Annotated in this window: 16 protein-coding genes; 7 read left to right on the top strand and 9 right to left on the bottom strand. The window is 67.3% G+C overall.

All coding sequences use genetic code 11. The features are described 5' to 3' along the window. Positions 1-97: 97 nt before the first annotated feature. Entirely contained in the window at positions 98-592 is a 495-nt protein-coding gene (locus D7316_RS05495) for a flavodoxin domain-containing protein (RefSeq protein ID WP_124707384.1), read from the bottom strand. A gap of 209 nt (positions 593-801) precedes the next feature. On the opposite strand from D7316_RS05495, the gene D7316_RS05490 reads away from it, so the two are divergent. Then, entirely contained in the window at positions 802-1662 is an 861-nt protein-coding gene (locus D7316_RS05490) for an LLM class F420-dependent oxidoreductase (RefSeq protein ID WP_124707383.1), read from the top strand. Here the strand turns inward: D7316_RS05490 and D7316_RS05485 are convergent, their stop codons facing one another. Both D7316_RS05485 and D7316_RS05480 read right to left on the bottom strand, forming a co-directional pair. Continuing rightward, entirely contained in the window at positions 1663-2148 is a 486-nt protein-coding gene (locus D7316_RS05485; RefSeq protein WP_124707382.1) for an SRPBCC family protein, read from the bottom strand. 2 nt (positions 2149-2150) lie between these two features. Continuing rightward, positions 2151-2492 carry an ArsR/SmtB family transcription factor gene (locus tag D7316_RS05480; protein WP_124707381.1) on the bottom strand — a complete coding sequence of 114 codons (342 nt, stop codon included), beginning with the start codon at positions 2490-2492 and terminating at the stop codon, positions 2151-2153. A gap of 106 nt (positions 2493-2598) precedes the next feature. Between D7316_RS05480 and D7316_RS05475 the strand changes: the two genes are divergently transcribed. Next, entirely contained in the window at positions 2599-3501 is a 903-nt protein-coding gene (locus tag D7316_RS05475; RefSeq protein ID WP_124707380.1) for an alpha/beta hydrolase, read from the top strand. A 13-nt stretch (positions 3502-3514) separates the two neighbouring features. Here the strand turns inward: D7316_RS05475 and D7316_RS05470 are convergent, their stop codons facing one another. After that, the gene (locus D7316_RS05470; protein ID WP_124707379.1) at positions 3515-4774 is read right to left on the bottom strand and encodes a PucR family transcriptional regulator; all 1260 of its coding nucleotides are present in this window, start codon (positions 4772-4774) and stop codon (positions 3515-3517) included. A gap of 121 nt (positions 4775-4895) precedes the next feature. On the opposite strand from D7316_RS05470, the gene D7316_RS05465 reads away from it, so the two are divergent. The 5 genes from D7316_RS05465 (at position 4896) to bluB (ending at position 9377) form a co-directional block, all read left to right on the top strand. After that, positions 4896-5777, top strand: a complete 882-nt coding sequence (locus D7316_RS05465) for a bile acid:sodium symporter family protein (RefSeq protein WP_124707378.1) — start codon at positions 4896-4898, stop codon at positions 5775-5777. 74 nt (positions 5778-5851) lie between these two features. Continuing rightward, complete coding sequence (locus D7316_RS05460) at positions 5852-6703, top strand: SGNH/GDSL hydrolase family protein (RefSeq protein WP_124707377.1); 852 nt, start codon at positions 5852-5854, stop codon at positions 6701-6703. Further along, positions 6700-7761, top strand: coding sequence for an alpha/beta hydrolase family protein (locus D7316_RS05455; protein WP_124707376.1), 1062 nt, complete (start codon positions 6700-6702; stop codon positions 7759-7761). Before D7316_RS05460 ends, D7316_RS05455 begins: the two co-directional genes overlap by 4 nt. A 43-nt stretch (positions 7762-7804) precedes the next feature. Beyond that, positions 7805-8656, top strand: a complete 852-nt coding sequence (locus D7316_RS05450) for a 3-hydroxybutyryl-CoA dehydrogenase (RefSeq protein WP_124707375.1) — start codon at positions 7805-7807, stop codon at positions 8654-8656. Between the two features lie 52 nt (positions 8657-8708). Next, complete coding sequence (gene bluB, locus D7316_RS05445) at positions 8709-9377, top strand: 5,6-dimethylbenzimidazole synthase (RefSeq protein ID WP_124707374.1); 669 nt, start codon at positions 8709-8711, stop codon at positions 9375-9377. A 55-nt stretch (positions 9378-9432) separates the two neighbouring features. On the opposite strand, the gene fadD5 is transcribed toward bluB, so the two are convergent. From fadD5 to D7316_RS05420, 5 genes are all read right to left on the bottom strand, one after another. Then, the gene (gene fadD5 / locus D7316_RS05440) at positions 9433-11040 is read right to left on the bottom strand and encodes a fatty-acid--CoA ligase FadD5 (protein WP_124707373.1); all 1608 of its coding nucleotides are present in this window, start codon (positions 11038-11040) and stop codon (positions 9433-9435) included. A gap of 162 nt (positions 11041-11202) precedes the next feature. Beyond that, entirely contained in the window at positions 11203-12021 is an 819-nt protein-coding gene (locus D7316_RS05435) for a saccharopine dehydrogenase family protein (RefSeq protein WP_232016784.1), read from the bottom strand. 134 nt (positions 12022-12155) lie between these two features. Further along, positions 12156-17648, bottom strand: a complete 5493-nt coding sequence (locus D7316_RS05430; protein WP_124711136.1) for an ATP-binding protein — start codon at positions 17646-17648, stop codon at positions 12156-12158. Between the two features lie 519 nt (positions 17649-18167). Next, a complete protein-coding gene (locus D7316_RS05425) occupies positions 18168-18998 on the bottom strand; it encodes an ABC transporter permease (protein ID WP_124707371.1) in 831 nt (276 codons plus the stop codon). Next, entirely contained in the window at positions 18998-19954 is a 957-nt protein-coding gene (locus tag D7316_RS05420; RefSeq protein WP_124707370.1) for an ATP-binding cassette domain-containing protein, read from the bottom strand. The genes D7316_RS05425 and D7316_RS05420 overlap by 1 nt, the downstream gene beginning before the upstream one ends. Between the last annotated feature and the right edge of the window lie 66 nt (positions 19955-20020).

Here is a 20020-nt window from a genome sequence, read left to right as displayed (position 1 = left end):
GCAGAATCTCCGGAGAATTCTGACAGGCGAGCGCTCCGGGCACCGTCGATCCCGGGACATGTCGCGGCGCGCGTCGGTCCGCGCGGTGCCGGTCCGGTCAGCTCGCGGCGAGGTGGGCACAGATGCGTTGGGCCCATTCGATGATCTCGTCGGTGTCGCGGTAGTCGGCGTCCGACGCGTGGGCTGCCGAAACCGCCAGGCGCTCCGGGAAAGACAGCACCGATCGATCGACCTTGCCGCCGAACATGTGATGCTCGACCGCCCACGGAGTGGTGATCCACGACAGATTGTCGGCATTGTCGCCCGGGGTGACCGGGCCGCTGGAGAACAACCACACGGGGCGATCCCGTAGGTGGGGCAGCTCCCGATCCACGAGCTTCGTCGCGTCCTTGAGCCACCGTCCCAGATAGATCGCGCTACCCAGAACCACCGCGTCGTAGTCCGAGATGTCACGCACGTCCCGGGCGTCGAGGACGCTCACGGCGGCGTCGACACCCCGTGTCCGGAGACCGGTGGAGAGCTCCGCTCCGAGCTGTTCGCCGATCTCGCGAGTTGCTCCATGCTTGCTGGCCACCGCCACGAGAACCTTCACGACGATCCCTCCTCCGAGCCGCTGGACGGTCCACGACCGCCACCCACCACGGTGCCCCGTCGATCCTCGGTCCGACAGAGGACTAGGACCCTGAATCACCATGGGTCCCCCGTTTGTCCTGCACGATCAGTGCGTTCGGGATCACCACGCCGGAGCTGACGGCGATGTGCTGTACCCGGACAGTCGACACGGCCGGTACCGTCGGGATCATGAAACTCAACGGGGTAGGAATCTGGAGTTCGCCGCTGCGCTATGGAGATCCCGGCGAGGCCGCGGAGGCCGCGTCGGAACTCGATCAACTCGGTTTCACCGCGTTGTGGATTCCCGACGTCGGCGGACCGGTCCTCGATGCCGTGGAGAATCTGCTCGGCGCAACGCGTCAAGCGGTCATCGCGACCGGGATTCTCAACATGTGGATGCACGAGCCGGACGACGTCGCCGCCGCGCATGCCCGCCTCACCGAGGAATACGGACCGCGGTTCCTGCTCGGACTGGGCATCAGCCACGCGCCGCTGATCGACGCAAACGAACCGGGCCGCTACCGCAAGCCGCTGGCGACCACGAAGGCCTTTCTCGACGGCCTTGATGGCGCTGCACAGCCGGTCCCGACCGATGCCCGGGTCCTGGCCGCGCTCGGCCCGAAGATGCTCGCCCTGGCCGCTGAACGCAGCCGCGGCGCACATCCGTATCTGGTGACACCTGAGCACACCGCGATCGCTCGGTCCGCGCTCGGCGATGGGCCGCTGCTCGCACCGGAACAGACCGTCATCCTCACCGGAGACCGCGAGGAGGCCCGGGCGATCGGCACGAAATGGCTGCGTGGCTATCTCTCGATGCCCAACTACGCCAACAATCTTCGTCGACTCGGCTTCTCCGAGGACGACCTGGACTCGGTGAGTGACCGGCTCTTCGACGCGATCATCGCGTGGGGCGACGAGTCCGCGGTGCTCGCGCGCATCGACGACCACCGCGCGGCGGGTGCCGACCATGTCTGCGTGCAGGTGCTCCAGGCCGATCAGCGGGCGATCCCACGTGAGCAGTGGCGTCGGCTCGCCGAGGCGTTGGCGTAGTCAGCCCGCCAGCAGACCGTCGATCTGGTTGATCGCCCCGGAAGCTCCTTCGATCACGCCCATGTCCAGCACCTTCTGCAGGCCTTCCGCGGTCGCGAAGGTGCTGGCATAGGTCACCACGGTGCGGCCGTCGGTCTCGTCGAACGTGTAGACGTTGGACGACACCGGCATGGAGTCGATCGGGGCGAAGTTCTCATCGGCGAAGCCGTCGTCGAACCGGAAGGTGCGCGGTTCGTCGATGTCCTTGATCTCCCAGTAGCCGGCGAACTTCTCTCCGTCGGGTCCGGTCATGTAGTAGGTGACGCGCCCGCCGGGAGCGAAGTCGTGCTCGACAACGGTGGCGGGATACGTGGGCGGACCCCAGATCTGCTCGAGTTGGCGGGGGTCGGCGTAAACCTGCCAGACTCGAGACGCCGGAGCCGCGAACTCGGCGGTGATCGTCAGTGTGCGTGAGTCGATGTCCTGGACGACATTGGTGACGGGCATGATCAGTTCTCCTTTGGCGATTCGGTTGAGAGCAGTTCGTCGATGCGGGCGATGCGACCGCGCCAGACCTGTTCGAGCTCGGTCAGCATCGTCGACACCGCACGGACCGCGGTCACGTCACCGGTGGCGAGCTGCTCACGACCGTTGCGTCGCTTCGTCAGCAACCCCGCCCGTTCGAGTACGGCGACGTGCTTTTGCACTGCGGCGAAACTCATCTCGTACTTGGCCGCGAGTGCCGAGACCGAATGCTCTCCGGCGAGGATACGACGCATGATGTCGCGTCGGGTCCGGTCGGACAGTGCATGGAACAGGGCATCCGCCCTGTCTTCCGCATCATCGGCCACGAGACCAACATACAACCAAGTGGTTGTATGTTGCAAGGCCCGTGTTCGGTTGACCTCCGTCTACCCTGAGATCGGTGTCGCGGATGGCGCAGCGAAAGGTGACGGTATGAGGCTCGGGCTCGACGATGTGATGGTCCCCGTGACGGCCGATGCTCTCGCCGACTCGCATGCTGTCTACGGTGCCGCGCCTGCCGGTCGCGGACCGGAGAACGACGCAGAGTTGCGGCGGGTCCGGGCACAACGAGTCGTGCCCGCCGGGGACGATCATGCGACCGAGGAGATCGTCCACGGCGACGGACGGCCCGTCCCGGTGCGAATCATCGCCCCCGCCAACGGGACCGCGCAGGGTGTCCACCTCGACATCCACGGTGGTGGCTTCTACATGGGCGCAGCGATCCAACGAGACACCCGCAATCGTCGGCTCGCAGAGTCACTCGGGATCGTCGTCGTGAGCGTTGACTATCGACTGGCGCCCGAACGCCCGTGGCCGGCCGCGCCCGATGATTGTGAAGCCGCTGCACTCTGGCTCGTCGAGTGCGCCGAATCCCGTTTCGGGTCATCGCGATTGACCATCGGCGGATTCTCGGCCGGGTCCACGCTCGCCGTCACGACGTTGCTGCGGTTGCGGGACCGTGGCGTGATCGACAGATTTGGTGGCGCGGCACTGCAATTCGGCACCTACGACCTCAGCGGGCACACGCCGGCCGGTCGCCTGATCGCCGACGAGTACTTCCTGCAGGCGTACGTCGGGCACGTTCCCGACCGCACCGTCCCCGATGTCTCCCCCATCTACGCCGACCTGCACGATCTGCCGCCGACCCTGCTGGTCGTCGGTGAGCTCGACGTCCTGCTCGAGGACAATGTCGCCATGGCGGGGCGCCTCGCCGTCGCGGGTGTCGACGTCGACCTACGGGTCTACCCGAAATCGCCGCACGGCTTCACATCTCGACCGACGGCGATCGCTGCGATGGCCTTGGCCGACATCGACCGCTGGCTGTCGACGCGCTGACGGGCGGTCAGGGTCACGCACGGAGTCGGGCTGCGGCCATCGCGGCCTCGAGTCGGGTCATGTCACGTGGACGGTGCGGGTCGAGTCCGGTCAGCTCGGCGATCTTGCGCAGGCGATTGTCGACGGTGTTGGCGTGCACGCCCAGGCGTCGTGCGGCACGCAACCGGTGCCTGTTCTCGTCGACGAACACGGCCAACGTGGCGCGCAGCAGCGGTTCGTCGTCCAGCGACGCGACCAGCGCCGCCAAGGCTTCCTGGGCCGGACCGGGACGCGACATCTGGTACTCGAGCGCGACGTCGGTCAACTCATAACATCCCGGTCTGCGCCCCAGTCGTTCGACGAAGTCCCGCACCTCCAGTGCGATTCGGGCGGCCGCCGCGACCTCCTCGGGAGATCCGTGCGCGATCCCGGCGAGGATCGGGACATCACTGCGCCCGAGTACGGAATCGATGTCCACCGCATCCTGTCCGGCATCGTCGGCTCGGTCCAGCGGGATCAGGACGAGAGCGTCCCGGTAGCCCGGCAGCCAGAGGACCTCACGGCCCAGTTCGGACACGAGATGGTTCCTGACCTGTCGGACCAGCCGTGCGCGTACGACCTCGTCGCGCGGCCGAGAGTCACGCGACGAGCGCTCCGCGCCTGCGTGAACGACACCTTGGTCGGTCACGGACATCGCCACGACCGCGTAGGCGGTGGGTAGCTCGATGCCGGCGAGCCTCGCGGACTCGACTATCGCCTCAGTTCCGCGGCCCTCCACGAGGGCGCCACCGAGTTGCAGTCGAGCCACGAGGGTGTCGCCCAGCGTGAGTTCGCGTTCACGTGAATACCCCTCGGCCACTGCGGCGGTGACCGCCTGGAGATAGTCGAACGTGTGGCGGGTGATCGTCGGGAGGAGGTCGCGCAGGTCGGATCCCAGCGTCGTTTCCAGATGGGTCAGGGCGACGTGAACGCCGACGAAGTAGGCCCGCACGATGTCCGGCATCGGAATGCCCTCCTCGGCACGCTGGGCCGCGGATGCCACCACCGCCGTCCCGTAGTCGTCGGGGAATCCGCCCTGTCCGTCGGCGCGCAGGTACTCCGCGAATGCCTCGAGGCCGCGCCGGGTGATCCGCACGACGTCGCCGGAGAGTTGTTCGCGCGGCAGGTGGGCGTAGGTGGGCAGCTGGGCGACGAGCGCGGTGATCACCGCGCTCGTCACGTCACCCAGCGATGCCTGCAGTTCCCGCGCCGCCGCGGTCAGGGACACCGAGCCCGAACCACTGTGAGGTGTCACAACGTCATCGCACCACGATTCGCACAATCAGACAATCTTGGCGTATCGCCTGTGAACGGTCTCCAGGGCGATGTTCACTATGACGGCCGACTCACGGCGGCCGAAGGCATCGAGGGGACCCATGAACGATTCCGCACTGATCAGCATCGGACTACCGATCGCCTTGGCGATCATCATGTTCGGACTGGGGCTGTCATTGACCCCGGGCGACTTCGCGCGGGTGGCCCGAACGCCGAAGGCCGTGATCGTGGCACTGGTCCTGCAGATCGTCGTGCTGCCCGCAATCGCCTTCGGCCTGGTCGTGGCCTTCGACGTCGAACCCCTGCTCGCGGTCGGGGTCATGTTGCTCGCGGCCTCGCCGGGTGGCACCACCGCGAACCTCTTCAGCCACCTCTTTCGCGGAGACGTGGCACTCAACGTCACCCTGACCGCGATCAACTCGGTCCTGGCTGCGGTGACGATCCCGCTGATCACCAACCTGGCCATCGCGTACTTCGACGCTGCCGGCCGGCTCGGATTGCAGTTCACCAAGGTCATGCAGGTGATCGCAGTGGTGTTGGTGCCCGTCGCGGTCGGGATGCTTGCGCGGCATCATGTTCCGACGCTCGCCGCGCGAGCGGACCGCCCCGTTCGGGTCTTCTCCATCGTGGTCCTGTTCGTTGTCGCCGTCGGTGCACTCATCGGTGAGCGTGACAATGTGGCGGAGTATCTCCGGCAGGTCGGGTTGGTCACCGCGATCTTCTGCCTGACCAGCCTGACGCTCGGGTATGCGGGCGCCCGTCTCCTGCGGCTCGATCAGCGGCAGGCCATCGCGAGTTCGATGGAGGTCGGCATCCACAACACCACCGTGGCGCTGACCATCGCGCTCAGCGTGCTCGACAGCACCGAGGTAGCCATTCCCAGTGCCGTCTACTCGGTGTTCATGTATGTGTTCGCGCCCGCCTTCGGCTGGGCGGTGACGCGCCGGCACCGGGCTGCGCCTGCCCTCGCGAGACCCGTCTGACCCGACCCGACCATTCGACCCGACCATTCGACCCGACCATTCGACACCGAACTGACAGACTCGAGGAGTCGACCATGTTTCGCAGAGCACTGACCGGACTGATCATCGGCACCGTCGCGGCCGCCGGAGTCGCGTATGCGCACCCGGCTGCCGCGGAGCCGACCACTTCTGGTCCCGGACACTATGTGGCGCTGGGGGATTCTGCTGCGGCAGGACCGCTGATCATTCCCCAGAAGCCGGGCCCGAGCGCTTGCCGGCGCAGCGAGCGGAACTTCCCCACCGTGGCGGCGCGGATACTGCGGATCACCGACTTCGTCGACGCGACCTGCTCGAGTGCGGTCACCGCCAATCTGTTCACCGCGCAGGGTGATGCGCGGCCGCAACTCGACGCCGTGACGCCGGCAAGCACGGTGGTGACCCTCGGGCCGATCGGGGCCAACGACGCGCATCTCGTTCAGCTGGTCCTCGACTGCATCGTGCCCGGCTGTGCGGCACGCCAGGGGCGTGAGCCACACGACCGGCTCGAGGAGACCAGACCGCGACTCTCCGCGGCCCTGCGCACCATCACACTCCGCGCTCCCCGCGCGACCGTCGTGGTGGTCGGGTACGGCCGATACCTCCCGCCCGGTGGATGCCCGTCCGTTCAACCGCTGTCCGGAGGCGACGCCGTCTACATCCAAGGGTTGCTCGATCACATGAACACGATCCTGAAGGAGGTCGCGGCTGCGCACTCCGCTCGGTTCGTCGCGCTCAGCGAGGTGCCGAACGCGTTGCGCCACACCGCCTGCGCGACACCCGATCAGCGATGGCTCGAGGGGCTGGTTCCGCAGGGCAATGACGGCAGCATCCCCCTGCATCCGACCGCCCGCGGGATGCGGGCCTTCGCGGCAGCGGTCGCCGGTGTCGTACAGGGGGACATCCGATGATTCGCGGTTCGTCGAGCGTCATGGGAGTGCTGCTCACGGTGCTTCTCGGTCTCGGGATGGTCGGCGTGGCGCCTGCGGTGGCGGCACCCGCACCAGGTGAGACAGACCGGTCGTCCACCAGTTCGCTGACCGGGCCCTATCGCACAGCGCAGACCATCGATGTCGGGGCGTGCACGTCGCTCTACGGCGCGATCACCAACGGGGTGATCCATGCATTGGGCAACAACCACTCGGATCTGACGTGCTCGCAGACGTTTCCGAACGGTCTCGGCTCCCCGGTCGGCGTCGCGCTTTACTACCCCATTGACTCGCCGACGAACACCAGGCTGCCCGTGGTGATCTGGACCGGCGGTATCACGTCCGAACCCGGCAACTACGACAAGACCGCCAAGATGTTCGCGAGCCACGGGTACGTCGTGGCGGTGCCGTATGACTATGTGAACTCGTTGGCGTATCTGCCGCTGATGGCCGCTGCTGCGGTGTCACGGGCGAACGCGGACCGACGGTCGGCGCTGCACGGCCGTGTCGACCTGGCCCACATCGCGGTGGCCGGACACTCCGCCGGTGGCCAGGCGACCCAGCAGGCGACCGGTCTTCCCCGCGGGATCTGGCAGCTGATCGATCCGCGCATCACCATCAGGAGCGCGATGGCCGTCGAACCGGGTCCGCTCGCCATCGGGGCGTTCGCGGGGGTCCCTACCCTCTACCTCACCGGGTACAACGACGTCGTGGTCCCGCACTTCCTGTGGGTGCGATGGACTCAGTACGAACTGAATCAGCGTGTGCCGGCGTACCTTCTGTGCGCGAACGGTACCGGGCACTTCACCCCGGTCGACGATCCCGCACACAATCCCCTCGCACCGATCATGCTCGAGTGGCTCGACCACACGCTGATCTCGGACCCGGTCGCAGGGCGCGCCTTCCTCGGCCCGGGCTGGACGCTGCGCAACGATCCGAGCCTGCATTACGCGCTGCGGAACAAGGCTGCCGCCGAACTCGCAGAGAGCGCTGCCACGACACCGCGACGATCCCGAATCGGCGCGGCACAGCCACGGTGACTAGGCTGTTCCCGACCGATCACTGACCCACCTGGAGGGATTCATGACACAGCTCGGAGTTGTCGGCGGCGGAACCATGGGCGCGGGAATCGCCGAGATCGCCATCCGGGCCGGTGATGAGGTGCTCGTTCTCGAGCGCGATCAGTCGGCCGCTGATGCCGCCCGTGGGCGCATCGAGAAGTCGCTGTCGAGGGCGGTGAAGAAGGCCAAGATCACCGAGGACGAGGCCGAACGGTCCCTGGCGAATCTACGGCTGACCACCTCTCTGTCCGACTTCGGCGACCGCGAGCTCGTCATCGAGGCGTTGCCGGAGATCGAGGACCTCAAGGTCGGGTTCTTCGCCGACCTCGACAAGGTAACGTCGCCGGAGGCGATTCTGGCGACCAACACGTCGTCGATCCCCATCATCCGGATCGCCAAGGACGTCGCCGACCCGTCCCGGGTGGTCGGGGTGCACTTCTTCAACCCGGTGCCGGTGATGCCGCTCGTCGAGATCATCTCGAGCCTGGCCAGCTCGCCGCATGCCATCGAGACGGTCACCGCCTATGCGCGAGACCACCTCGGCAAGCGCACCATTCAAGCGGGTGATCGCGGCGGATTCGTGGTCAACGCACTCCTCATCCCCTACCTCGTCAGCGCCATCCGCATGTATGAGAGCGGCTACGCGTCCAAGGAGGACATCGATGCCGGCATGGTGAACGGGTGCGCGCACCCGATGGGCCCGTTGACCTTGTCCGACACGGTCGGTCTCGACGTCGTGCTCGACGTCTCGGAATCGCTGTACCACGAGTTCCGCGAACCGCACCTCGCCCCGCCACCCCTGCTGCAGCGCATGGTCGAGGCCGGATACCTCGGTAAGAAGACCGGCAGAGGTTTCTACGACTACAGCGAGTGAGACCGCAGGTCTTCCGGGTGCCGGTCCTGGCCCCGGCCGAGGTCGGCGACGAATGACGAACGCACCAGTCGCGTCCGGGGATCGGTCAGAGGGGCATTTCGACCACGACTTCGTCCGTCAGTTCGACCGGTTGTTGCGGTGGCGTCGCGATGTCCGCCGGTTCACCGACACACCGCTCGACGAGGATCTGCTCGGCGAGTTGATCGCCGCTGCCGAGCTCTCACCGTCGGTCGGCAACAGTCAGCCGTGGCGTTGGGTCGATGTCCGCTCCCCGGCTCCGCGCCGCGCTGTCGAGGAGAGCTTCATCCGCTGCAACGCCGAGGCACTGGCCGGCTACGGCGGTCAACGCGCCCAGCACTATTCGACGCTCAAGCTGGCCGGCCTGGGCGAGGCGCCGGTCCACCTCGCCGTCTTCTGTGACCTCGACAGCGGCCAGGGCCACGGCCTCGGGCGGCGGACGATGCCCGAGACGCTCACGTACTCGGTGGTCACCGCGATCACGAGTTTCTGGCTCGCCGCCCGCGCGCGCGACGTCGGCGTCGGCTGGATCTCGATCATCGATCCGGCGGAGGTCTGCACTGCGCTCTCGGTCCCCGACACGTGGGAACTCGTCGCGTACCTGTGCGTCGGATATCCCGAGCGCGAGGACGTCGTGCCTGAACTCGAACAATCGGACTGGCAGGCCCGAACCGATCCGGCCGACAGGTACATCGTGCGCTGATCGCCGGGACGGGCGACGGACGACCGTACGTGGACGTGTGGAGCGGTGTCCCGGATCAGTCGGCCAGCCCGGCGTCCTTGCTGCCGTAGGCCTCGCGGAGCCTCGGTTTCACCACCTTGCCGCCGGCATTTCGGGGCAGCTCGTCCACGATGACGAGGTCCTTCGGGTGCTTGAAGCGAGCGAGATTCTCGTTGAGGTAGGGCTCGAGCTCACCGAGGGTCAGGTCGGCGACGTCGGCGGCGAGGACCACGACCGCGACCGGCACCTCGCCCCATCGGTCATCAGCACGACCGATGATCGCGGCCTCGGCGATGCTCGGGTGTCCGTACAGCGCGTTCTCGACCTCGGCGCAATAGATGTTCTCGCCGCCCGAGATGATCATGTCCTTGGCGCGATCGACGACATAGAGGAAACCATCCTCGTCCTGACGCACCAGGTCACCGGAGTGAAACCAGCCGCCACGGAACGCATCTGCGGTGGCCTGCGGGTTCTGCCAGTACCCCTTCATCATGTTGGGTCCGCGGTAGACGATCTCGCCGACTTCACCGGGCTTGACGTCGTTCATGAGCGGGTCGACGATGCGGGCGGTCACCGCCGGCACCACCTTCCCGATGGACCCGATCTTGCGCAGCGCATCCTTGCCTTCGAGAACCGTTGTGACGGGCGACATCTCGGTCTGCCCGAACGCGGTCATGTTGAGCGCTGCAGGGAAGCTGTCGTTCATCGCGGTGAGAACCGAGTCCGAGGCCGGCGCTGCTCCCCAACTGATGGTTCGGAGCTTGAGATCGCGAGGTCGCTGCTGCTGCGCGGCGCAGACCGCCTGCCATTGGGCAGGAACCATGAAGACCGATGTGGTGCCCTCCCGTTCGAGCGTGTCCAGCATGTCGTCGGGGTCGAAGGCGCCGAGTGGATGGATCACCGCGGCGATTCCCCGATAGAACACCGGCGCAAATGCGGCGAGACCGGCGATGTGGAAGATCGGCGGCACCACCGACGCGATGTCATCGTCGGAACTCCCCTGCGACACGCTGATGGTGGTAACCGCCTGCGCCTGCAGATTGGTGTGAGTCAGCATGGCGCCCTTGGGTTTTCCGGTGGTGCCCGACGTGTACATGATGAGGGCGACGGTGTCCTCGGGGATGTCGATCTCGGCGAGATCCGACGGATCCTCGGCGAGGAGCGACTCGTAGTCCAGATGCGCCGCGTTGTCGCTGCCGTCGACCACGATCGTCGTGTCGATCGCACCAGTCGACGCGCTGACCGCATCGGCCAGCGGGGCGAGCAGCCGCTCGGTGACGATCACCCGTGCGCCGCTGTCGGCGACGAGGAACGCGACCTCGGCGGGGCTCATCCGGATGTTGACCGGCACCGGGATCGCGCCGATCAGGTTGGCGCCCAGGACGGCTTCGACATACTCCGTGCGGTTGAGCAGGGCCATCAGGACCCGGTCGCCGAACCCGACACCTCGGCGATGGAGCGCGGCGGCGAATGCGCGCGATCGCTCATCCAGCTGCCGCCAGCTGGTGGACTCGCCGCGGTACCTGATCGCCGTACGGGTCGGAGTCATGAACGAGTGCCGGCGGACCTGGTTGTTCCAGTGATTCCGGCGCGAACGCATCGGCTCGGCCACGAGATCACTGGTCGACTCGGTGGTCACGGTCATCTTGGGTCTCCCTCGTCGTCCTCGGCGCTTCCGGGGGCCTCGAATCGATCGCGAAAGGTGCCCCCGGGTACACGGTAGGACGGTCTGCGGATTCCCGTGGTGGGTCGTCGAATCTGGTGGTGCGGTCGGGCTATCGCCCGACGACGTCGTCGACGCCCACGGTCAATCGACGGAGATCGCCGAGACGCCGGGAGTGGTGCACAGGTGTTCGGCGGTGGTCAGGTCGGCCATGGTGACCGGGCCCGACGATGGGGACTGCGCGACCGCAACGACCGCTTGTGCGACCAATTCTCCCGTCGTCGACGACTGTCCGTTTCCGTGCGCGGCGGCCTGCCGGCCCGTTCGACGGTTGCGCACCAGGATGCGCCACCGGTCACCGCCCCGGTGCGGTGCTCGCGTCAGCACCGGTCGAAGAACGGGCAGCCGGCCGACCAGTGCCAGACCCGCGGTCGAGAGACGATCATCGAGCGTCAGGTAGCTCCGCACCCGGAACCCATGCGGCCTGCCGGCGAGCACATGGTCGGGAAAGTCGGCACGCAGGCACGTGCGTCGTCCGTCGGCGAAGTCGAAACCGCGCCGCTCCCGGTAGTTGAGCACCCGTTCGCCATCACTCGGAGAGTAGATCTCGCGACCGACCAGTCCGGCCGTCCATGCGACGGCTGCGGCGCCGTGGTCTTCGCCGGAGCCGAGCATGATCGCCACATCGACATCATCACCCGGGCGATTGTCCAACGACCGGACCAGCACCGTGGTCAGGCCAGGTGCCAGGCCGGCGCCGCACACGGTGGTCGCCTCCGTGTCGAACTCGGTCAGCGCATCGAGATAGGCGCCGGTTGCCGAGATGTCGACAAAGGGAACGTCGGCGCACGCCGCACGGATCGCGACGTCCTCGACGCCGGATGCGTTGACGACGACATCATGATCCGCCGCCGCCGACGTCAGCGCGCCGAGGCCGGCCGGTTCGTCGAGTCGTAGCGTCACTGTGTGTGGACGCGGTGACCGACTCGTCGCGGTGCACTCATGACCCATCCGATGAAGGGCGCGCCCCACGACGCTGCCGACAGCACCGGAGGCTCCCAGGATCAGGACCTTCACGTCGCCCTACCCGAACGGCTCTACGAGACTCCCACCTGCGCACCCTGACCCGACCACGCGGTGCTCGCCTCGATCGCCCCGATGATCTTCGGCCGCAGCTCGGCGGCGCTGATCACCGCATCCACCGAGCCGACCTCGACGGCCCGCTGGATGCTGTGGACACCGTCGAACTCGGCGGCGATCTCACTGATCTTCTCCGCCCGCACCGACTGCCGGGTATCGGCGAGTTCGGCACTCAGAGTGGACCGATCGGTACCCGACGCCTCCGCGACGCGCGCCTCCAACTCCCGGACACGCGGATCGGCCGCCGTGCGCTTGCCGACCTCACCGGCGAACACCACCGCGGCCGCCGGCGCCCCGCCGAGCACCGAGGCGTACGAGCCCTCGATCGCCAGGACGGTCATGTTCGGGTTCAGTGCCTTGGAGAACACCACGAAGGCGCCGCCGTGATAGCGCGAGATCACGCAGAACACGATGGGGCCCTGGAAGTTCACGATCGCGCGGCCGATCTCGGCGCCGTACTCCAACTGCAGCTTTCGCAGTGACTCGGGCGAACCGTCGAAACCGGACAGGTTGGCCAGTACCACCAGCGGTCGGTTGCCGCTGGCCACGTTGATCGCCCGCGCGGCCTTCTTCGACGACTGCGGGAACAAGGTGCCCGCGGTGTAGGTGTCCGGACCGTCGGTGGGCTTGTGACCGCGCCGCTGCACTTCACGCGACTCGATGCCGAGCAGGCAGACCGGAATCCCGCCCAGGTGGACGTCGCACACGACGGCTGTCTCGGCGTCGGCCATGCCGGCCCACCGCTCGAGTACCGCGTGATCCTGATCCGCGAGTGCACGCATCACGGTCCGGATGTCGAAGGGCTTCTTACGATCCGGATTCGTCTCCGCAGAGAAGATGTGCCCGACCTTGGTGAAGTCGCTGCCCGCCAACACATGTGGGTAATCGGAGACGTCCCGATCGGTCGGGTCGGCGGTCAGCGCACGTCGCGGCGTCTGCTCGCCGGGCACGACGTAGGTGTGCTCGTAGTGCGACATGAGCAGATCCCTGGCGGCACCCAGATTCGGGACCCAGTACTGCGCCTGCCCGTTGGGGCCCATCACCCGGTCGTATCCGCCGATACCGAAGTTGTCCTCGGCGGACACACCGCCGGAGAAGTCGAGCGACTGCTTGCCGGTCAACACCATCGCCGAATCCGGTGTCATCACCAGAATGCCCTTGGTGTGCATGAGCATGGTCGCCTCGGCGTTCCAGTACGGCTGCGCACCGACGTTGATACCGGCGACGACGATGTTGATCTCGCCGCCCGCCTGGGTGAACTCGACGACCCGCTTGAGTGCGCGCGCCACCCAGTCCATGTTCTCGGTTCCCGAATCCATCGAGATCCGGGCGCCCGACGACAACGCGTACCACTCCAGCGGCACCTGCAGTCGCTCGGCCAGGTCGAGCGCGCCGATCACCCGGCTGCACTCCGGCTCCGACAGCGCACCGAGCGATTTCGTCGGGTCGCCGAGCAGCACCACGCGGGTGACACCCTGGGGGTACTTGTCGGTCGGCGTGGTGACCACGCCGACCACCATCGCAGCGGTGTTCTCACCCTTCGGGCGGTCGACCGGCTCCAGGACCTGTTCGGCGTTCAGGTCGTACTCGGCGAACTCGCCGAGCAGACCGGCCAACTCGTACGGATAGACGGTGTTGCGCTTGGCGGCCCGCAGCACCTTCTGGCGATAGCCGTCGATCGGTTCGATCGGCTCGTCGGACGGCTCACCGACGGTGACGTCGAAGCTGCCCGTGGCCGTGACGGAGAATCGCACGGCGACCTTCGACAATTCGCCGGTGTCCTGGTCGCGCCGGCGCGCGATGAGCAGGACCTCTTCGAGACCGACACCCATCGTGATGCCTCGGATGTACCCGGCGATCGTGTCCAGTTCCTCGGCGGTGACCTCCATGGGCGGCCAGATGTACATGACGATCCGATTGGTGTCCGCGGCCCGGTCCGAGCTCCGCTGGGCCCGCCGGAGCGAGTCGACGCACGCGGCGAGGGTCGTCTCGGCGGTCGGCAGCGTCAGCAGCCGGCCGTGCTCACGCAACGCGGTCAGGTCACGCACCTGTGCGAAGGCGATGAGGCGCTCGTCTGCCGGGTTCTCCTTCGCGATGCAGCGGAAGAGGTAGACCTCTTCGTCGTCCGACGACGACAGCCGGGTGAGATCGAACTTGCGCAGTCGCTCCATCTGCATGCGCTGCGCGATGTACGGGTGCAGGCCTCGGATCAGTCGTTCCTCCGACATTCCGGTCGCAGACGGACGGAATGTGAAGTGGTGGTGCATGAGTGCGCCACCACGCCCGGCGACCGTGATGGTCACTCGGTGGACCTGGTTGGGCAGCGAGCCTGCTGCGAGCACCTCGTGGAGGGTCCCGGCCATCGCATCGAAGTCCTCGGGCTGCTGTTCCCACGCCAGGTAGATGTCCGCGTCGACAGATGCGGTGTCCCGGGCGAGTTCGGCGAGGCCACCCAGCGTCGGACCCAGGTCGTCGAAGCCCACGGCGGCCGAGACCAGATTGGCGCCGTCGCGCTCGGCGATAACGAAGCCGGCGCCGCCGGCCTGCTGGATGCGGACATCGGTCAGGCCCTTGTTGCCGTAATACCGGCGGGTCAGCACTTCCAGCATCACCGTGTTGTCGGCCTTGCCGCGGACCACCCGCTGCGCGAGCAGACGTACCAACGGCTCGGTGCTGCGGACCAATTCGGAGATGCGCTCGGCGCGGTCGGGGGCGCTCGGGTTCGCGTCGAGATGTCGCAGGTGTGCGCGCACGTTGTTGTACACGCGGGCGCGGTTGCGTCGCTGCAGCGGCTGGCCGTACCACGAGTAGATGACGCCACGCGCCACGTCGGCGGTGACGGGGAAACGGACCTGTGTCGCCGCCACGAGACGGTCAAGAGCCGTCCCGATGGGATCGCGCAGTTCGTCGCGCGGGGTCGGCTCACGCAGCCATTCGCGCAGCAGGGTGGTGATCACCGTGACCGAGTCGGAAGGACGTTGCAGGACGAGGAAGATCCGGAAGACCGCGGCCTCCAGATCGGGGGTGCGCTCGAGGTCGGTGATCCCGTAGTGCCGCAGTGCCCAGCCGAGCTGGGCGTGGAATGCCTCGGGCAGTCCGTCGCGCTCGACGTCGAGGCTCTGCAGGTAGGTGTGGAAGTTCTCTCGTGCGCTGTGGACATGCTCGACGCCGACGTCCTCCCCCGACGGCCGGTTCTGGCTCAACCGGGCGAGGTCGGCGAAGACGGTGATGAGTTCGAGTTCGTCGGCGAGGGGCCGCCGTCCACCGGCCTCGACGGCAGCGCGCCGGGCGGCGAGGTAGTCGTCGAGCAGACGGGTGCGATTGTGCGGATCCACGTCGTAGCCGAGGAGCAGGCTGCGCAGGTCTTCGAGCCCACGCGTGGCGCGATCCTGCGGCGATACCTGTGCCGGCTCCGCGGGCAGCTCGATGTCGACGGCGTCGCCGGTGTCGTCGGCGGCCTCGGCCTCCTCGTCGTCGGTGAGCGGCTCGAGTCGCAACAGCGGCACGCCGGTCTCCACCTGGGTTCCGACCGAGACCAGGCATTCCTTCAGCCGAGCCCGGACGGGCGCACGGAGCACTGTCTCCATCTTCATGCTCTCGAGTACGAGTACGGGCGCCCCGGCCTCCACCTCGGCACCCACCTCCAGTGGCGTGGCGACGACCAGAGCGGGTGCGGGTGACCGGACCACGCCGCCCTCGTCGCGGCTGACCCGATGCGTGACCCCGTCGACGTCGATGAGGTGGACCGGACCGTGGGTGTCGGTGACCAGCCGGTAGCGCACACCGTTGAGCACAATCTGCGCGGCGTGCTCGTCGAAGCGTTCGATGTCGACGTCGGCGGTGCGGGTCTGCTCCCCGGCCTCGATGCCGACGCGGAAACGATGCGCGCCGATGCGTGCCACCCGCACGCGGTAGGCGACACCACGGAGCTTGAGGTCGAGCGGTCGCCCGCTGTCGTGCTGCACCTGCGGCCGTCCGCCGGCAGCGGTGGACAGCAGTCGCCGACGCTCGACGGACTCCTCCTCTTCATAGGCGTCGATGGCCGCCGCGGCCAGGGCGACTGCGGAGTGCCGATGGGCTACCAAGCGACCCTCGGAGCGCACGCGGTCGATCCAGCCGGTGTCCGCGCTGCCATCGATCACCTCGGGCTCGTTGAGGAGCTCGAGCACGAAGCTCTTGTTGGTCGCACCGCCCTCGATGATCACGCGTGTCTGCCCCATCGCGCGCCGCAGGCGCCCGAGCGCCTCGTCGCGGTCGCGGCCGTACGCGATGATCTTGGCGATCATGGAGTCGAAGTCGGCGGGGATCGTGTCGCCCTCGCTGACTCCGGTGTCGACCCGGATGCCCGGCCCGGCCGGGAGATCGAGCCGGGCGATACGGCCCGGGGCGGGTGCGAAGTCGCGGTCCGGGTCCTCGGCGTTGAGCCGGGCCTCGATGGCATGCCCGCGCTCGACCGGCGGTTCCCCTTCGAGCCGACCGCCCGACGCCACCAGCAGTTGTGCCCGCACGAGGTCGAAACCGGTCGTCAACTCGGTGATGGGGTGCTCCACCTGAAGGCGTGTGTTGACCTCCAGGAACGCGAACAGCTGCTCGCCGGGGTGATACAGGAATTCGACGGTGGCTGCGCCGCGATAGCCGACGGCGACGGCGAGACGCTCGGCCGATGCCTTGAGGTCGGCGACCTGGGCGGCGGAGAGAACCGGCGAGGCCGACTCCTCGATGACCTTCTGATTGCGTCGCTGCACCGAGCAGTCCCGGACCCCCAACGCCCACGCGGTGCCCTGTCCGTCGGCGATGACCTGGACCTCGACGTGGCGGGCCCCGGTGACCAGGCGCTCGAGGAAGACGACGCCGCTGCCGAAGGCGCGTTCGGCCTCATCGCGGGTGCGCTCGTAGGCATCACTGAGGTCTCCGTCATTGGTGACCACCCGAATGCCACGTCCACCACCGCCGGCGGTCGCCTTCAGCATCAGCGGATAGCCGATGTCGGCTGCCGCGGTCTTCGCGCCGTCGAGGGTGTCCACTGCCCCACGGCTCCACGGCGCCACGGGCACGCCGACCTCTTCGGCGATGAGCTTGGCGCCGATCTTGTCACCGAGTTTGCGCATCGCGTCCGGCGACGGTCCGACGAAGGTGATACCGATTCGCTCGCACAACTCGGCGAAGAGCGGATCCTCGGCGACGAATCCCCAGCCGACCCATGCAGCGTCCGCGCCGGTCTCGACCAGGGCCCGTTCGAGGAGCCCGAGGTTGAGGTACGGCCGCGATGCCGCCGGCCCGAGGTCGTAGGTGAGGTCGGCCTCGCGGACGAATGTCGCGTTCCGATCGGCGTCGGTGTACAGGGCGACGACCTCGATCTGCTGTCCGGTCTCCGCGGAGAGGCCGCGGACGGCATGGATGAGGCGCATGGCGGCCTCGCCGCGGTTCACGATGGCAATACGGGTGAACATCATCGACTCCAGTCGTCGTCTCTACTTCTTGTCGGCCGCACGGAGATCAGCGGTGCCCGACTCGACGGTCCCGTCGAGCGGGTCGGTGCTCCGGCCGACGCGCAGCGCCGGTTGCGGACCGCATGATTGTCGCGGATCGATTCCCTACGCGCGAGTACGGTCGCTGCGACATCGCAGGACAGCACCCTGCGATGGCGCGGCCGGAACACCGCGGTAGGCGCTCCGCCTTCCACGAATCACCCTCGCGTGCAGCTTCGATCAGCATGCCGGTCGGGTGGTGACGAGGGGTGCGACATTGCCAGGCCGTGAAATACTTCACAACCGCTGATCAGGCAGGCGTCACCTCACGCACAGAACGTCTCCGCGCAGCGGTAGCGGATCGTTCCGAGCGGGGGCCGATGTGGTTGCCCTGACATACCGATGACCTCCGAGGGGCGAGACCGCCATCGCGGCACTCGCATCCTCGGAGGTCGTCGCTCTGTCAGCGCCTCACATCGTCTCCATAGTCAGCCGGATCTCTCAGCGGGCGTACTCGCGGTTGAACAAACGCCTCGACCAGAGGTAACCGCCGAGTGCGATGGCGGCGCACCAGCAGAGCGCGATCCAGCCACTGCTGCCGATCGGCTCGTCCATCAACAGACCGCGCAGCGTTTCGATGATGGGTGTGAACGGCTGGTACTCGGCGAACCAGCGCAGTCCGGCCGGCATCGAGTCGGTGGGAACGAAGCCGCTGCTCAGGAACGGGAGCAGGATCAACGGCATCCCCACATTGCTCGCCGCCTCGACGGTCGATGCGGTCTGACCGAGCGCAACCGCCAGCCAGACGAGCGCAAAGGTCACCACCACGAGGAAACCGGCGGTGGCCAGCCAGTCGACCGGTCCGGCATCGGGACGGAAACCGACCAGCAATGACACGCCGATCACGATCGCAAGGGCGAGCATCGCCTGGATCACGCTGCCGAGCACGTGGCCGGTGAGCACCGAGACGCGGGCGATGTGCATCGTGCGGAACCGGGCGATGATGCCCTCGGTCAGATCCATCGCGATCGAGATCGACGTGCCCTGCACCGTGGCCGTCACGGTCATCAGGATGATCGCGGGCACCACGTAGTCGACGTAGTCCGCGCGGCCACCCGAGGCCTCGCCGAGTCCTGCTCCCATCGTTCCGCCGAAGACATAGACGAACAACAGGAGGAACACCACGGGCATGCCGATCAGGGTCACGGTCATCGACGGGTACCGCACCATGTGCCTGAGATTGCGGCGCAGCATCGTCGCCGAATCGCGGAACGGGTGGAATCGGAGATCTGCCGTGCCGTGCGTGGCCGGGGACGCACTGTGAATGGTCATCAGGAGTTCACCTTCTCTGTGCTGGGGTTGCCGGTGAGGGCGAAGAAGACATCGTCGAGATCGGGTGTGTGCACGGACAATTCGTCGACCTCGATGTCGTCGTGGTCGAGCCGCTCGATCAAGGTCCGCAGCGACCGGAGGCTGCCGTCATTGGCCACACGCAGGACGAGCGCGCTGTTGTCACGAGACGCCGGGTCGAGGACGCGCGCGGCCGCATCGAACCGCAGCGGATCGGTGAATCGCAGACTGACGTGGCCACCGGGAACCCGCCGCTTGAGCTCGTCTGCTGTGCCCTCGGCGACCAGACGGCCCTTGTCCAGGACCGCGATCCGGTCGGCCAGATCGTCGGCCTCGTCGAGATACTGGGTGGTCAGGAAGATCGTGACGCCGTCGGCCACCAGGTCACGGACGATCTGCCACACGCCGCGCCTGCTCCGCGGGTCGAGTCCGGTGGTCGGCTCGTCGAGGAAGATGATCCGGGGGTTGCCGACCAACGTCATCGCGAGATCGAGCCGTCGGCGCAGGCCACCGGAGTACGTCGAGACCGGCTTCCCGGCGACGTCGACGAGGTCGAACTGTTCGAGCAGTTCGACGGTCCGTCGCCGACCGGCTTTCCCGGACAGGTGGTGGAGGTCCGCCATCAGGTGCATGTTCTCTGTGCCGGTCAGGAGGTTGTCCACCGCCGAGAACTGGCCGGTCACACCTATTGCGGCCCGGACCGCGTCGGGTTCGGTCGAGAGGTCGTGACCCGCGACCCGGATGTCCCCGGAGTCGGCGGTGCTCAGGGTGGACAGGATCTTGACGGTGGTGGTCTTACCCGCGCCGTTCGCGCCGAGCAGCGAGTAGACCGTCCCCTGCGGCACGGTCAGATCGATGCCGTCGAGCACGACGTTATCGCCGAACGACTTTCGTAGTCCCGTCACCGCGATTGCGGGCGGAGTTGAGGTGGAGGTCATGCTGTCTTCCTTTCTGGGAGTGAATCTTTCCGGGGTGTCGAACTCTCTGGGTGCCGAACTTCCTCT

The sequence above is a fragment of the Gordonia insulae genome (genome assembly GCF_003855095.1).
Classification (GTDB): domain Bacteria; phylum Actinomycetota; class Actinomycetes; order Mycobacteriales; family Mycobacteriaceae; genus Gordonia; species Gordonia insulae.
The sequence above is the reverse complement of the archived record's forward strand: the minus strand, read 5'-3'. Positions and strand labels throughout refer to the sequence as shown.

Coding starts and splice junctions, on each gene's coding strand:
- fadD5 (WP_124707373.1), bottom strand. CDS start 11,040: ATGACCGTGACCACCGAGTCGACCAGTGATCTCGTGGCCGAGCCGATG.
- bluB (WP_124707374.1), top strand. CDS start 8,709: ATGACGAACGCACCAGTCGCGTCCGGGGATCGGTCAGAGGGGCATTTC.
- D7316_RS05455 (WP_124707376.1), top strand. CDS start 6,700: ATGATTCGCGGTTCGTCGAGCGTCATGGGAGTGCTGCTCACGGTGCTT.
- D7316_RS05425 (WP_124707371.1), bottom strand. CDS start 18,998: ATGACCATTCACAGTGCGTCCCCGGCCACGCACGGCACGGCAGATCTC.
- D7316_RS05465 (WP_124707378.1), top strand. CDS start 4,896: ATGAACGATTCCGCACTGATCAGCATCGGACTACCGATCGCCTTGGCG.
- D7316_RS05475 (WP_124707380.1), top strand. CDS start 2,599: ATGAGGCTCGGGCTCGACGATGTGATGGTCCCCGTGACGGCCGATGCT.
- D7316_RS05450 (WP_124707375.1), top strand. CDS start 7,805: ATGACACAGCTCGGAGTTGTCGGCGGCGGAACCATGGGCGCGGGAATC.
- D7316_RS05420 (WP_124707370.1), bottom strand. CDS start 19,954: ATGACCTCCACCTCAACTCCGCCCGCAATCGCGGTGACGGGACTACGA.
- D7316_RS05460 (WP_124707377.1), top strand. CDS start 5,852: ATGTTTCGCAGAGCACTGACCGGACTGATCATCGGCACCGTCGCGGCC.
- D7316_RS05490 (WP_124707383.1), top strand. CDS start 802: ATGAAACTCAACGGGGTAGGAATCTGGAGTTCGCCGCTGCGCTATGGA.
- D7316_RS05430 (WP_124711136.1), bottom strand. CDS start 17,648: ATGTTCACCCGTATTGCCATCGTGAACCGCGGCGAGGCCGCCATGCGC.
- D7316_RS05485 (WP_124707382.1), bottom strand. CDS start 2,148: ATGCCCGTCACCAATGTCGTCCAGGACATCGACTCACGCACACTGACG.